Annotated in this window: 13 protein-coding genes; 7 read left to right on the top strand and 6 right to left on the bottom strand. The window is 69.7% G+C overall.

Going from position 1 to position 14,478, the window contains the following annotated elements; all coding sequences use genetic code 11:
* Positions 1–73 precede the first annotated feature (73 nt).
* Positions 74–373, top strand: coding sequence for a helix-turn-helix transcriptional regulator (locus ACIRGA_RS00980; RefSeq protein ID WP_400935347.1), 300 nt, complete (start codon positions 74–76; stop codon positions 371–373).
* Positions 374–971: 598 nt separating this feature from the next.
* Here ACIRGA_RS00980 and ACIRGA_RS00975 read toward each other — a convergent pair.
* On the bottom strand, positions 972–1,598 hold the full coding sequence (locus ACIRGA_RS00975; RefSeq protein WP_400935345.1) for a (2Fe-2S)-binding protein: 627 nt from the start codon (positions 1,596–1,598) through the stop codon (positions 972–974).
* A complete protein-coding gene (locus ACIRGA_RS00970) occupies positions 1,598–2,458 on the bottom strand; it encodes a putative RNA methyltransferase (RefSeq protein ID WP_400935343.1) in 861 nt (286 codons plus the stop codon). Before ACIRGA_RS00970 ends, ACIRGA_RS00975 begins: the two co-directional genes overlap by 1 nt.
* Before the next feature lie 175 nt (positions 2,459–2,633).
* On the opposite strand from ACIRGA_RS00970, the gene ACIRGA_RS00965 reads away from it, so the two are divergent.
* The 5 genes from ACIRGA_RS00965 (at position 2,634) to ACIRGA_RS00945 (ending at position 8,093) form a co-directional block, all read left to right on the top strand.
* A complete protein-coding gene (locus ACIRGA_RS00965) occupies positions 2,634–4,028 on the top strand; it encodes an ammonium transporter (RefSeq protein WP_400935341.1) in 1,395 nt (464 codons plus the stop codon).
* Complete coding sequence (locus ACIRGA_RS00960; RefSeq protein ID WP_400935339.1) at positions 4,025–4,363, top strand: P-II family nitrogen regulator; 339 nt, start codon at positions 4,025–4,027, stop codon at positions 4,361–4,363. Before ACIRGA_RS00965 ends, ACIRGA_RS00960 begins: the two co-directional genes overlap by 4 nt.
* Positions 4,364–4,372: 9 nt before the next feature.
* Positions 4,373–6,688: a [protein-PII] uridylyltransferase gene (locus tag ACIRGA_RS00955; protein ID WP_400935337.1), complete on the top strand. Its 2,316-nt coding sequence runs from the start codon at positions 4,373–4,375 to the stop codon at positions 6,686–6,688.
* Between the two features lie 92 nt (positions 6,689–6,780).
* Positions 6,781–7,173 (top strand): hypothetical protein, encoded by a 393-nt coding sequence (locus ACIRGA_RS00950; RefSeq protein ID WP_400935672.1) that lies wholly within the window; start codon positions 6,781–6,783, stop codon positions 7,171–7,173.
* Positions 7,174–7,223: 50 nt separating this feature from the next.
* Complete coding sequence (locus tag ACIRGA_RS00945; protein WP_400935335.1) at positions 7,224–8,093, top strand: Ku protein; 870 nt, start codon at positions 7,224–7,226, stop codon at positions 8,091–8,093.
* A gap of 247 nt (positions 8,094–8,340) precedes the next feature.
* Here ACIRGA_RS00945 and ACIRGA_RS00940 read toward each other — a convergent pair whose 3' ends face one another.
* The 4 genes from ACIRGA_RS00940 to ACIRGA_RS00925 are packed head-to-tail and all read right to left on the bottom strand — an operon-like array spanning position 8,341 to position 13,289.
* Positions 8,341–9,351 (bottom strand): NlpC/P60 family protein, encoded by a 1,011-nt coding sequence (locus ACIRGA_RS00940; RefSeq protein WP_400935333.1) that lies wholly within the window; start codon positions 9,349–9,351, stop codon positions 8,341–8,343.
* Between the two features lie 4 nt (positions 9,352–9,355).
* On the bottom strand, positions 9,356–9,838 hold the full coding sequence (locus ACIRGA_RS00935) for a poly-gamma-glutamate biosynthesis protein PgsC/CapC (RefSeq protein ID WP_038509849.1): 483 nt from the start codon (positions 9,836–9,838) through the stop codon (positions 9,356–9,358).
* Entirely contained in the window at positions 9,838–11,019 is a 1,182-nt protein-coding gene (gene pgsB / locus ACIRGA_RS00930) for a poly-gamma-glutamate synthase PgsB (RefSeq protein ID WP_400935331.1), read from the bottom strand. Before pgsB ends, ACIRGA_RS00935 begins: the two co-directional genes overlap by 1 nt.
* Positions 11,016–13,289, bottom strand: coding sequence for a hypothetical protein (locus tag ACIRGA_RS00925; RefSeq protein ID WP_400935329.1), 2,274 nt, complete (start codon positions 13,287–13,289; stop codon positions 11,016–11,018). The genes pgsB and ACIRGA_RS00925 overlap by 4 nt, the downstream gene beginning before the upstream one ends.
* 184 nt (positions 13,290–13,473) lie before the next feature.
* Here ACIRGA_RS00925 and ACIRGA_RS00920 point away from each other — a divergent pair, with 184 nt between their 5' ends.
* Positions 13,474–14,385, top strand: coding sequence for a hypothetical protein (locus ACIRGA_RS00920; protein WP_400935327.1), 912 nt, complete (start codon positions 13,474–13,476; stop codon positions 14,383–14,385).
* Positions 14,386–14,478 lie beyond the last annotated feature (93 nt).

Below are 14,478 nucleotides of genomic sequence, written 5' to 3'. Positions count from 1 at the left end.
GCGGCAGCGGACGGCGGTCGTCACGGAGGACGAAGCCGTACGAAGCCTGGCGAGATCACTCGTCAGACGTGTCATGGAACTGAACGACGGGGCCAGCGTGCAGCGGAAGCCGCTGCTCGACGTCACCGAGCACGGCGTCAGATGCCTGCTCGTCCCGGTGGCACCGGAGCCGCACGACCTGCTCAGCCCGCGCGAACACGAAGTGGCGCGCATGGTCGGCCGCGGCTATACGAACAAGCAGATCGCCGGCGTGCTGGAAATCAGCCTGAACACGGTTTCCGCGCATATGCGCCGGATCTTCACCAAACTGGGGGTCGGTTCGCGTGCGGCGATGGTGGCCGCGCTGACCGGTGAGAATCTCGCCGCCGTGTGAGCGGCGACGGTGTGTGGGTTGTGAGTGGCGATTCGGGTTCTGGTGGAATCGGGATGTCGAGTTGATCAAGGTTCTCCGTCGATCAAGGCCACACCATCCGGCCGACACCTCGAGCGGGGAAGAATCCGGACACTGAGCGTCCGGAAACTTCCCCGCTCGCCACTCACGATCCCCTTGACTCACCGCATTCCGGCGCCCGTGGTGGCGCGAAGGACATGAAAGATTCCCCCCCTTCGACTATCCACAAAGGACGATTCCTGAGGGCTCGAGGTTCGCTTGGTGCGTATATGTACGGTCTTCAAGTGGGGTGGTGAGTGGCAAGGAGGGTTCTATTGAGGGGTGAGTCAAACGTGGCGTGGGCCCTCTTCGCTGACGCCTAAGCGCCGCTGAGTGTCCACAAGGGACACTCTTCGACTGCACGGCGTCCGTTTTATGCTCATTTGTACGACCCCTTCCTGGCGCACTCGAACCGGTCTAATCGGGCACCGTCCTCTTGGGGAGACGCCTTTGTGGGCAGTGGGGTCGGGTGGTGGCTTCCCGCAAGTGGTCGTGCAGCCGCGACACCTGAGGTGCGCAAGGAAGGGGGCGTTCCCAAGCGCTAACCGAGAGCGGCGCGAAGCCGCCGGTCCCGTTCCTCCGGGGTCTGCCGGGGGCAACTGGTGCACTTCGGATTGCCCGCTTCGTAGATCAGGCAACAGGAAGCACGGCGCACCACGGTGTTCCGCCCGACCTTGGAGAACCGCGGCTCCGGCATCCCGAGCCCGATCGCGGCCACGAGCGGTGCCGCCAAGGCGATCGCTCGTTCGGTGTCGCCGGTCCACAGCAGGCGGTTGCCGATCGAATCCGTCGCGATCGCGCCCAGCGCGCGCGGATTCGCCCCCGTGACGGCCGAAATCGTGCCGATCGCCGTGCCCAGTGTCCCGGCGAACGCCTCACCGAGTTCGGCCAGGCCACCGGCGACTCCACCGTCGAGGACCCGTGACGACCGGGCGCCGGTGAAGCGGCCGTCCGGGACGAGGTCGATCGTGACGGCGTCGAGCGAGGGGTCCAAGGGTTCGCCGCGCACGAGGGATTCCACCGAGGGCGCGACGAGAACGGAGGACAGCGAGTACCACCAGATCGTGCCGAGTACTTCGGGCCGGGTGCAGCCGTAGAGTTTCGCGGCGCCGCCGATGCGGGCGCCGACCCACGTGGCGTCGGCGAGCAGGGTCGCGGGTGCCTCCATCAGGACACCGGCCGGTACAGCGTGACGCTGAACGAAGTGGTGACGTCCACCGGCTCCACAATCGCGTCGAGGCGTTCACGGCGGCCGTCGCGATGGAGATGATGCGCGCTCGGCCCCATCTCCACCACCTGGCGGATCTGCGCGGGCGCCAAGGTCACCTGCTGGGTGACGTCGTGCCGGTCCGCCCGGAGGAAGTGCTCGCCGAGCGTGTCCTCCAGCCGTGCGTCCTTGCCACTGTCGACGGAGATCACCAGGTCGCCCAGTTCCCGGAGGTGTCCCGGATTCGGCGTCGCGACGACCAGCAGCCCGTCCGCGGTCAGGACGCGGTGGAACTGCGGGGCGTTGCGGGGCGCGAAAACGTTGAGGATCAGCGACGCGCTCGAGTCCGCCACCGGCCAGGGCTCCCACAGATTCCACACGGCCGCGCCCGCGCGCGTGTGCGCGCGAGCGGCCCGGCGCAGGGCGACGGCGGAGACGTCGAGCGCCAGTCCGTACGCGGCGGGGACGGCGTCGAGCACGTGCGCGAGGTAGTACCCCGTGCCCGCCCCGGCGTCGATGACCATCCCGTTCTCGATGTGCTCCGAAGCCACCTTTGCGAGGGCGTTGGCGAGGGGTAGGTAAACACCCGAAGAGAGCAGGTCGACACGAGCCGCGACCATCGGCGCCGTGTCCGCGGTGCCCGTCGGGATGCGTGCGTGCAGAAGGTTGACGTAACCCTGCTTCGCCACGTCGAACGAGTGGCCCCGGTCGCAACGCACCGTGCGCTCGCTTACCCCGACCGGGTCACCACAGACCGAACACCGCAGCGACCGGACGATCGCCGGTGGCAGAGGGTCATGGCCGGATACACGCGCGTTCATGGCCCTATTCGACCACGAGGTTTCGCAACCGGACAGAACGCACCAGGTCACGGGAAACCTGGACGTAACAACGCCGTACCGACAGTTCACGCGGGTGAAACCTGAATCGCCGCCCGAGGAAACACCGCCGACCAAAGATTCCTGCCCAGTACACCCCAGGCACGGGAGGAAGATTGTGCTGAACGCAGGAGACACCGCATGGGTGTTGATCAGCGCCGCGCTGGTCATGCTCATGACACCGGGATTGGCGTTCTTCTACGGCGGCATGGTCCGCGCGAAGAGCGTTCTGAACATGTTGATGATGAACTTCATCGCGCTGGCCGTCGTCGGTGTCCTCTGGACGCTGTACGGCTTCACGATGGCGTTCGGCAACGACGTGGGCGGCGGGTTGCTCGGGAACTTCGACTTCGCGGGTCTCTCGACCATCTCCGGCAAGCTCGCCGGGTTCGCGACCGCCGCGACCAGCACCACGCCCGAGGTCGCCTGGCCCGGCGCGGACGCGTTGCCGCTGTTCGCCTTCGTGATGTTCCAGCTGATGTTCGCGATCATCACGCCCGCGCTGATCTCCGGTGCCATCGCCGACCGCGCCAAGTTCTGGGGCTGGACGCTGTTCGTCGCGGTGTGGGTGACCATCGTGTACTTCCCGGTCGCGCACTGGGTGTTCTCGTTCAACGGCTTCATCGGCGCCGATTCGGTCGGCGGCTGGATCGCCAACCAGCTCAAGGCGCTCGACTTCGCGGGCGGTACCGCGGTCCACATCAACGCCGGCGCGGCGGGCCTGGCGCTCGCGATCGTGCTCGGCAAGCGCAAGGGCTGGCCGAAGGGCACCGGACGTCCGCACAACGTGCCGTTCGTGCTCCTGGGCGCCTCGCTCCTGTGGTTCGGCTGGTACGGCTTCAACGCCGGTTCGTCGCTGGCCGCCAACGATCTCGCCGCCGTCGCGTTCACCAACACCACCGTCGCGACCGCGGCCGCGGTGCTCGGCTGGCTGATCGTCGAGCAGATCAAGATCGGCAAGCCGACCACTCTCGGCGCCGCTTCCGGTGCCGTCGCCGGTCTCGTCGCGATCACCCCGGCCGCCGGCTTCGTCAGCCCGCTGGGTGCCATCGCGATCGGTCTCATCGCCGGTGTCCTGTGCGCACTGGCGATCAGCCTCAAGTTCCGCTTCGGTCTCGACGACTCCCTCGACGTCGTCGGCGTCCACCTCGTGGGCGGTCTCGTCGGTACGCTGCTCATCGGCTTCTTCGGCACCACCAGCGTCAACTCCCTCGGCGTCGACGGCCTGTTCTACGGCGGCGGGCTCGGCCAGCTGGGCAAGCAGGCCGCGGCGGCGGGAGCCGTCCTCGTGTACTCGTTCGTGCTCACCTTCATCATCGGCTGGGTGATCAAGAAGCTCGGCGGGTTCCGCGTCAGCGCGGAGGACGAGGTCAGTGGTATCGATGAGGCGCAGCACGCGGAGAGCGCGTACGACTTCACCGGTTCCGGCGGCGGCCTCGGCCAGCCGAGCACCATCCCGGTCAAGGCGTCCACCGGAAACGCGGCCACGAAACTCGAGGAGAGCAAGGCATGAAGCTGATCACCGCGATCGTGAAGCCGTTCACGCTCGACGACGTCCGCTCCTCGCTGGAGCAGCTGGGCGTGCTCGGCATGACGGTCAGTGAGGTGCAGGGCTACGGCAGGCAGAAGGGCCACACCGAGGTCTACCGGGGTGCGGAGTACTCCGTGGACTTCGTGGCGAAGCTGCGGGTCGAGGTCGTCACCGACGATTCCAACGTCGAGAAGGTCCTCGACGCGATCACCACGGCCGCCCACACCGGCAAGATCGGTGACGGCAAGATCTGGGTGTCGCCGGTGGAGACGGTCATCCGGGTACGCACCGGCGAGCGCGGCTCGGACGCCCTATAGGCGCCCACGATGGCCGACGGGGGTGAACTGGTCAAGGCCACCGAGCGTTTGCTCGAGGGCAGGCACGGGAGGCTGGGGGCGGCCGCATTGCGGGCGGCCCTGGTCGACCTCTACGAATTCTGGTTGGGCAAGGGCGCCGCGGCGGCCGGCGTCGACACCGCTGAACCCGGTGTCGCGCTGGCCGCCGTCGGCGGCCTGGGGCGCAGCGAGCTGGTGCCCTACTCCGATCTCGACCTTTTGTTGCTGCACAACGGGAACTCGCGGGTCGGTGAGATCGCCGACGCGATCTGGTACCCGTTGTGGGACGCCAAGATCGGCCTCGATCACTCGGTCCGCACGCCGGGTGAGGCGCTGAAGGTGGCGTCCGAGGATCTGCGGACCGCGATGGGGCTGCTCGACATCCGCCATATCGCCGGGGACGCCGAGATCACCGCCAGGCTGGCGGCCGCGGCGCGGGATCAGTGGCGGCGGACCGCCCGGAAACGGATGGACGACCTGTCGGACGCGGTGCGCCGGCGCTGGGCCCGCAGTGGCGAGATCGCGCAGTCCGCCGAGCCGGATCTCAAGCACGGCCGAGGCGGGCTTCGCGACTTCGCCGTCTTGGAAGCGCTGGCGGCGGCGCAGCTGACGGCGAGGCCCGGCGAGGAACTGCTGGCGGCCAAGAGCCTGCTGCTCGACGTCCGGACGGAATTGCGCCGGGAACTGCGCCGGGAGCGGGACATCCTCAGCGCGCCGGAAGCCGAGACGGTCGCGGGCGAGCTCGGCTTCGGTGATCGGTTCACGTTGGCGCGCAAGCTTTCCGGTGCCGGGCGGACGATCGCGTACGCGGTCGACGTGGCGCTCCGGTCCACTGTGGAGCCGCCCAAGGCCCGGTTCGGGCGGCGGCCCGCGCGGACGCCGCTCGACGAGGGGGTCGTCCTGCACGGGAACGAGGTCGCGCTGGCGCGGGACGCCTTGCCCGCCAAGGATCCGGCGCTGCTGCTGCGGGTCGCCGCGGCGTCGGCGCGGATCCGGAAGCCCATCGCGCACGGGACCCTGCGGGCGCTCGCCGACACCGCGCCCGAACTGCGCGCGCCGTGGCCCGCCGACGCCCTCAAAGCGCTGGTGGAACTGCTCGGCGCGGGCGAGGGGCTCGTCGACGCCGTGGAGGCGCTGGACCGTACCGGCCTGTGGGCGCGGCTGTTCCCCGAATGGGGCGCGGTGCGGGATCTCCCGCCGAGGTCACCGGTGCATTCGTGGACCGTCGACAGGCATCTCGTGCGGGCCGCGGTCGAGGCGTCGAAACTGACGACCACCGTTTCACGGCCGGATCTGTTGCTGATCGGCGCGCTGCTGCACGACATCGGCAAGGGCCGCGACGCGGACCATTCCGAACTCGGCGCGAAGATCAGCGCACAGGTGGCGGCCCGGCTCGGGTTGCCGCGCGCCGATGCCGTGCTGGTGGCGGCCATGGTGCGGCATCACCTGTTGCTGCCGCACACCGCGACGCGGCGGGACATCAGCGATCCCGCCACGATCCAGCGGGTCACCAAGACACTCGACGAGAACCTCGTCCTGCTGGAACTGCTGCACGCCCTGACGACGGCGGATTCACTGGCCACCGGGCCGGGCGTGTGGACGGACTGGAAGGCGCGCCTGCTCGCCGAGCTCGTGTCCGGTTGTGAAGAAGCGTTGCACGGCAAGGGTTTCGTGCCGCCGGAGCCGATGGGTGCCGAACAACGGGAGCTCGTGGCCGAAGCCGTCGCGTCCGGCCGTGGCGAGGTGCGCATCACCGCCGCCGGCAAGGTGGTGACGGTGGTGCTCGCGGTCCCGGCTCGCGCGGAACTGCTGGCGCCCGCGGCGGGGGTGCTCGCGCTGAACTCGCTCGAGGTCCACGCGGCGGTGCTGCGCGGGCACGACGGGGGACGGGCGGGGGTCTTCACGGCGTCACCGAAGTTCGGCTCGCTGCCCGACGTCACGCTGCTGCGGGAGCAGTTCGCGCGGGCGGTGGCGGGGACGCTGCCGCTCACCCAGCGGCTCGCGGCGAAGGAACGGGACTACGGCGGTGGGGAGGCGCCGTCGGCCGGGGCCAAGGTGATCTGGTTCGACGACGAGACCAGCGGGCACGACACGGTCGTGGTCGAACTGCGGGCCGCGAACCGGATCGGGTTGCTGTACCGGGTCGCGGGCGCGTTGCGGCGGTGCGAGGCCGAGGTGCGCTGGGCGAAGGTGGCCACCCTGGGCGGCGCGGTCGTCGACTCGTTCGCCGTCGCGCCGCGGAGCGGCCGGGTCGACCAGGCGTGGCGGTCGAAAATCGAAGCGGCGTTGCTGGCGGCGGCATCTTGAGCCCGGGTTCGGGGTGTCGTGCGAGTCGCGGAGGGTAGCGGTGGCAGGATGTGCGCGGTCGAGACCCGAAGGAGCCGGAGGGCGGTGAGCGCGTGCTGGGGCACGAGCCGAACTCGCCCGGACCACAGCGGATCTCCCTGCCGCCGACCGTCGTCGCCTCCCATCTCCGCGCGTGCGCGGACGACCTCGCCGTCTCCCTGACCGCGTCCGGTACCGCCGCGACCGTGCCCGAGCTGCTCAAAGTGGTCCGGCACCTCGTGGCGGGCCAGCAGGCGCTGGCCATCGCGCTCGAAGGCATGGCGGGCCGGGTCGAAGGGGGCGGCGAAGGCGCGCTGGCCACCGCGCCGATGGTCGACGTCGAGGTGGTCGCCGAAGTGCTCCGTGCGGCGGCCACCGCTGTCGACTGTTCGGCCGAGGCACTCGCCGAATCACGCCCGTCATTCGAATGTGTGAGCGATTCAGTAGCCCCTGACACCCGTTTGTAGCTGTCCCGCCGCTTCGGCGCGTGGATACGCTGACCAGGCGGAGGTGGGCCATGCGCGCGGTGTGGAAAGGCACGATCGGATTCGGGACCTACGCCATTCCGGTGAAGGCGTACAGCGCGACCGAAGAGCACAACGTCCCCCTCCACCAGGTGCACGAGCCGGACGGCGGCCGGGTGCGGGTGAAGTGGGTCTGCGAGGTCGACGGCGCCGAGGTGCCCGCGGCCGAGATCGTGAAGGGGTACCCCGTCCCCAACGGCGACGTCGTCCTGCTGACCGCCGGTGACTTCGCGTCGCTGCTCGCGCCGACCACCCAGTCGATGGACGTCGTCGGCTTCACTCCGGCCGAGCAGGTCGACTCGATGTACTTCGCGCGCAGTTACTACCTGGAACCGGAGCCGGCGGGCACCAAGCCGTACGTGTTGTTGAGCGAGGCGCTCCAGCAGTCCGGGCGGATCGCGATCGTGAAGGTGACCTTGCGGCAGCGTGAGACGCTCGGTGCGCTGCGCGTGCGGGACCAGGTGATCCTGCTCGAGACGATGCTGTGGCCCGACGAGATCCGGCGGCCCGACTTCCCGTTCCTGCACGAGGACGTCGATCTGCGGCGCGGGGAGCTGCGGAACGCGGTCTCGCTGATCGAAGACCTGACCCGGGATTTCGACCCCGGCCGGTACACCGATCGCCACCGTGAGGCGCTCGAAGCGCTCATCCAGGCCAAGCTGGACGGCGACGACGTCCTCCAGCCGACCGCCGCCGAACAGGCGGAAGGGGTGACGCGGCTGCTGGCGGCGTTGCAGCGGAGCGCGGTCGAGGCCGATCGTGCCCCGGTCGAGAAGGCCAAGGAAGCGGCGGACAAGGCACGCCAGGCGCGGACGCGGGCGAAGCGGACCTCGTCGTCGGCGTCGTCGTCCAAGACCCGTTGAGTAGATCTACTCACGGGGAGTTGGGGGTCTTCACGCTGCCGTGACCCCCTGGTGACCGGGCATGGTTATGTCATCGCGCGGAGAGAGCGCGGGCAGCGAATCGCCCGGTACTGGGGGTCTGGCGAAACCGAGTCCCGCGAAGCTCGCCAAGTGTGCTTACGGTCGGCTCGCGGGGAGGCGAGCCTTCCGTAGGGGCTCCGGTACCGGTCTGCGAGGGGCGATCGGTCCCGGAGCCCTGTTTTTCGACCTAGAGCCGCTTGGCCGCGCGGAACGCCTTCGCGTAGGTGCCTTCGCCGTCGATCAGCGATGTGCCACCGGCGTCGCCGAAGGTCGGCCCGTTGGCGACCTTCCGGCTGGACAGCACCCGCCGCCTGCCGTCGCTGTCGAGACCGAGGTAGATGCCGGTATGCGAAACCCGGGGCCCGAGCGCCGGTTCCAGGTTGAAGAACAGCAGATCCCCGGGCTGCAGAGCCGCGTAGTTCGTGGCCTGTGCCCTGGCGTCCTCGATCAACTGCGTGCCCGGCCCGAGCTCCGACATCGCCCAGGCGCGCCGCGGCAGTCCCGGCCCTTTCGTGTTGCCGCCGAGCAACGGGTACCCCGCGCGGTAGCCGTAGACCATCCGTACGAAGCCCGAGCAGTCGAGGGAACCGAACCGGGCGCGCTCCGCCTTTTCGCGCTTGTCGGGGAACTCCCAGTCGACGCCGAGATAGTCGTAGAAGTCGGACTTTTCAAGCCGTCCTTCGGCACTGTCGGGCCCGAAGGAAGCGTCACCGGCTACGCGAAGCTTCTTGGACGTCTGGGGTTGGGAGCCGTCGGTGTACTGAAGGGCTATCGCGAGCAGATCCGGGGACGTGTCGCCGAGGGCCTTGGGCAGCCAGTCGCGGAACCACCCCTCCCGCTCGGCGCCCGCCTTCCACGGTTCGGGCGCGAACCGGATCCACGCCGACGACGTGACGGTGGCCGCGGTGAACTTCGGTTCGGCGAAGGTCCGGCTCTTGCCGGTCAGCATCGCCGATCGCGATCCGTCGGTGAAGGACGCCAGCTGGGTGCCGAGGGAATCCCGGACGACGGTCCGGGCGGGATTTTCGAGCCGTTCGTAGGTGTACCCGCCGATCGCCGCCGCCTCGCCGCCGGAAGGCGCGGACGCCGACACCGCGGTGATGTCCCGTGGCTCCTGCTTCGCGACGTACACCGCGGCCGTCCCGGACACGCCGATCACCGCGACCAGTACCCCGATCCGGATCGCCCTGCGCATCATGGCCTCACAACGTCGGAACCAGCCCGACCAGCACGCCGCTGATCAGGATCGCGTAACTGGCGAGGCTCACGCCCCCGGTGGCGAGGACGGTCGCCGCCGGCGGTTGCCGGACCAGCTGGTAGGCCACCAGGCCGGGGACCACGAAACCCAGCGTCTGGTGCACGAACAACAGCGGGAAGTCGGCCTGCAGGACGAGCAGCAGGGTGGTCTGCAGGACGACCCCCAGCAGGACCACGGCGGCGAACAGGCGCTTGCCGTAGAGGATCACCACCCGCTGCAGGATCTTGGTGCCGACATAGGTCAGCGCGGTCATCAGCACGATGATCGCCGCGCGCCGGAAGTCCTCGACGATGGTCAGCGCGATCCAGCCCGGGGTGATCATGCCGCCGGGGGACAGGTTCGTGGTCAGGTAACAGACCAGCGACAGCAGCAGCCCGATGGCGAGCCCGATCGTGGCGACCTCGGGGGAGAGTGAAGTGGTGAGCATCAGGAGGCGATCGTTTCCAGTTTCGCGAGTTCGTCGATGAGCAGTTCGCCCTGACCGTGGATGTTGCCGATGGCGACCAGCGACGCGTGCCGGTCGATACCGCCGATGATCTTGCGCAGCAGCTCCTTGGAGGGCCGCGAGCCGCCGAGGTCGACGACGCGGTCCTGCCACTCGTCGGGGATCGCGACCCGGGCGCTGCGCGTCGGCTCGCCGATCAGCACCACCCGTTCCGGCGCGACCCGCGGGATCAGCGCGCCCATCTGGCCGTTGCGCTCGACGCGGTCAGGGCGGCAGTTGATGATCACGTGCAGCGGATCGGCGATCGCCCCCTGCGCGCGGAGCTGATCGATGTTCATCAGCGTCGATTCGGGATCGTTCGCGGCGAAGACGTTCGCGAAGCGCACTTGACGCCGTCCGGCGCGATAGCGGTGGACCTGGAGCACCCCCGGATCGGGCGGCGCGGCCCACATCCCTTCCAGGGCCAGGCGCCGGTTGACCTTGAGCAGGTCGGCGACGGCCAGCGCGATCGCCACGTTCTCCTTGAAGGTGATCCAGCCGAACCCGCGCATCTCCTCGTCGGTGACGCTTTCCGGATCGACGGCGATCAGGCGGCAGTCCCGCTTGTCCGCCTCTTCCTGGAGGATCGCGAGCCGGTCCTTCTCCGCGGTGAGACAGATCCCGCCGACCGGCATCGAGCGGCTCAGCGAACGCGCCACGTCGTCCAGCGTCGGGCCCATTTCGGCGAGATGGTCCTCGCGGACGTTGCACAGCACGCCGATGGTGGAGCGGATCAGCTTGCTCTGGTTGATCTCCTGGAGATCCGGCATCACCGCCATGCACTCGATCACCAGCGCGTCCGGCCGGTACGCGGCGGCACGGCGGACGATGCCGATCTGCTCGACGACGTTGGCGATGCCGAACTTGCGGTAGACCGGTTCCTCGCTGCCGTCGGGATGGATGAACCTGGCCGCCGTGCCGGTCGTCTTCGCGGTCGTCACGAGACCGCCACCGCGCAGCGCGCCCGCGCAGAGGCGGGTGATCGACGATTTGCCGCGGATGCCGTTGACCAGCACCCGGGTCGGGATGCTGTGCAGGTTCCGGTAGTGGCGGCGTTGCTCGGCGATACCCGCGGCGAGCATCGCCCCCGACGCGACGAGGAGCACGCAGTAAAGGAAGGTCATCGCCGGCTCCGGCCCCGTCCCGCCAGCTCGGGACGCCTCGGCCGCTCGCGGACGGGCTCGGCCTCGATCCGCTGGATCAGCTTGGTCTCGTCGGTCGCCGCGCCCACCGGACGGCGGACCTCGCCGAGCCGCGTCTTGCCGTCGGTCAGCGCTTGGCGGCAGATCTCGACGCAGGACGCGATGGTGCCGATCTCGTCCTGGCGCTGCGGGTAGACCACCGCGCCCATGCCGACGCCCTTGGCGATCGGCACGGCGCTTTCGGCCACCCGCCGCAACGGCAGGACGACGACCAGCAGATGCCAGGCGAACAGCATCAGGGCGACGACGGCGGCGAGGAGGGCGGCGACCCTGGCTCCCGACCGCACGGTGTTGTCGGCGACGCCGAGTGAACCGATCGGCTGATCGGCGACAACGACCCACTTCAGCGCGGCCACACTGCCTTCGGCGGCCAGCCTGCTCGCGACGACCAAGGACGAATCGGTGCTCTCGCGGGCCTCCTCGCCCGACTGCGCGGTGGCGATGTTCTTGACCAGCACCGCGTCGGTGAGCTCGGAGAAGGCGAGGTAGCCCTGGGTGTCGGCGATGGTGCGCTTGCCCTCGTCGACCACGCGGACGCGGCCGCCGGCCGGGTCGAGCACCGACGCCATCCTCGGTATGTCGTACTCGCCGACCAGGACCTTCCCGGAGTCCGGCAGATGCGCGAAGGCGTACACCACCGGGACCCGGCCGCTCGTGTTGTGCTGGCGGATGCCCCAGCCGTCGGGCAGTTTCCCCGGATCGCGCAGCGACTCGCGGCCCTCCTGGTGGAGCACCGCGCCTTCCGCGTCGGCGACGTAGACGCTCCGGAACCGGCTTTCGTTCTCGGCCAGCCGCCCGAGCATGCCGTCGAGCCGGTCCGGCGGCACGGTCGCTCCCAGCCGGGCGACGGAACGCAGATCACCGAGGCCCTGGGCGAGGCTGCGGCGCAGGGTTTCGGCCGCATGCGTGACGCGGCCGCCGTACTCGCTGAGCACGGTGGGGGAGACCGTGGCGTGCTGGCGGCCGAGGGTCGCCGCGACGGCGACCGACCAGCCGAGCAACGCGATCGTGACCATGGCGACGACGAGCTGAGCGGAGAGCATCGGCTTCACCTTGTCGCGGGGTCTGCGCCTGGCCAGTTTCGACCGGTACCGCTCGACCGCGCGGGTCAGCCGGTTCACTTCGCGGATCCTCGATTGCCGCACCGGTTCGTCGAGCGAGCCCGCCGCGACCGCGAGCGCGTCGGCGCGCAGGCGGAGGATCGGGTTGACGACGGCGCCCCGCAGCAGCACGAACCCGGCGACGGCGAGCACCAGCAACGCGGCGGCCGGGATCAGGCCCGGCCACCGGAGGGGGACCGGCTCGACCGGGAACCGGCTGAGCGTGACGGCCGCCAGCCCGAGACTGCCCGCGGTGCCGTCCGACGTGATCGGGGCGTAGGCCACGACCGGCGCCACCTGCTGGCCCGGTTTGGCCGGATCGGTCGCGGCGTCGCCGGTGAGCACACCCGATTCCCCCGCCGCGGCCGCCGCGGCGGCGCGACCGAGCAGGTCCTGGGAAACGCTGTCGGTCCCGGGTACTTCGGCACCGGACGAGGACAGCACCGCACCGTCGGGCGTGACCAGGCGGATCTGCCGCACGATGCCCTTGCCGAGTTCCGCCGAGATACCGCGCAGCGGGGTCGACACGACGAGGAGCCTGCCGGCACGGGCGCCGGTGAGGGGAAGGGCGGTGAGGACGAGTGGACTGTCGCCGGGCCGGGCGATCGGGCGGACGGTCAGATTCGTGATGTCGACGTCGCGAAGGTTCTCGACGGCCACCGGTTCACCGTGGGTGGCCACGACCTTCTTCGCCGCTGGGTCGAAGACGGCGATTCCGCGCCAGTCCGGGTACGTCTCGCCGAGGCGGGCGAGGACGGCGTTGTCGCCGGTGTCGTCGAACACCCCGGAATCCATGGCGACCCGCAGGTCTCCCGCCGCCGAGGTGGCCGAAGTGGCCAGTGCCTGCGCGAGTGCCGTGGTCGCGTGCCGGCGGCCGGCGGTGACCTCGTCCGGGACCTGCCCGCCCGGATCCGTGCGGAGCAGGGAGAGCGGTCCGGCAGTCGACAGGTAGAGGGCGGTGAACGCGGTGATCATCAGGAGCAGGACGAAGGTCGTGACGGAAGCCACCCCGACACCGCGCGGGAATCCCGCCTCCGGGATCTGGTCGCGCAGACGCGTCGCGGGATCGGGTCGGTCCTTCTGCCGCTTCACAGGCCTCCGGCCTTTCGGTTCACAATCGGCTGGTTCGCGGCTCACGTCGGCCCGTAGCGGAACGTGTTCCCGATCAGGTCACATCGAGGTATCAAAAGTGTTAGCGAGGACGTTACAACTCACCTCAGCGTCGGCAAAACGCGCATAAGGCTACCCATTCGGATTAGTCAGTAGAGTTCGGGCGGTGATCGGCCGAAACCGGATGTTGCTCAGCGTGATCAGTGTCGCCGTCGCCCTCGCTTTGGCGCTGACTCTCGTCCTGATCCTCGATGACGAAGCGTCACCGCCACCCCTTCCCGACCCGGAGGCCGACCTGAGTTCCTTCATCGACGGATTCGCGTCCTCGCTTTCCGCTGAGCAGGACTACCGGCCGCCGGGGGCCGGTGAACGGCGCACGGCCGCGGCCGGTTTCGCCGCGTTGCTGGACGCCGCGCCCACCGCCGCGGCCGACCTCGGGAAGCTCGGATTCGCGGTACGCGACGGGATGGACCGGCAGACCGGGCGGCCCTACACGGTGGCCGTGAACGAATCCGGGAGCGAGCGATCCTGGGGGATGTACCTGATCGACCGGTCGGCCCCGCCGTCGCTGGCCGTCGAGGTCCCGCATCCCGCGTCGGACCTGAAGACCGAATCGTTCGGTCTCGACTACTTCCGCCGGGTGCCGGGCGCGGTGCTGCTGATCGCGGGCGCGCACCGCAAGGCGGACGACGGCCGCGCGGACGTCGCGCACGAGGTGGATTCCGTGTTCCACGTGGTCGCCACCACCCTCGGCGGCCGGGGGCTGCCGCAGGTCCAGCTGCACGGCTTCGACGACCAGAACCTGCCCGACGACGACATCGTGCTCTCGTCCGGCGCGACCGTCGCCGGGCCGCCCGCCCGCCGCGCCGCGGACCGGCTCGAAGCCGCCGGTCTCGGTGTCTGCCGAGCCTGGGCGTCGTCGTGCGGTGCGCTGGAAGGGACGAAGAACGTCCAGGGCAAGGCGGCGGCGAAGGACGGCACGGTCTTCCTGCACGTCGAGATGAGCCGTACCGTCCGGGAATCCGGTATCGCGAAGGTGATCCAGGCTCTGGTCGAAGCCGACCTTCGCGCCCCCTGAACGGGTCTTCGCAACCGTGTCAACGCCTGGCTCGAACACCGACTACCCTGGGAAGCCGCCGGTTCGTACCGGCAAGCCACAACGACCCAGCTG

This window comes from Amycolatopsis sp. NPDC102389, assembly GCF_044765885.1.
In the GTDB taxonomy this organism is placed as follows: Bacteria; Actinomycetota; Actinomycetes; order Mycobacteriales; family Pseudonocardiaceae; genus Amycolatopsis.
Note: the sequence above shows the minus strand (reverse complement) of the source record. Positions and strands in the feature narration are given on the sequence as shown.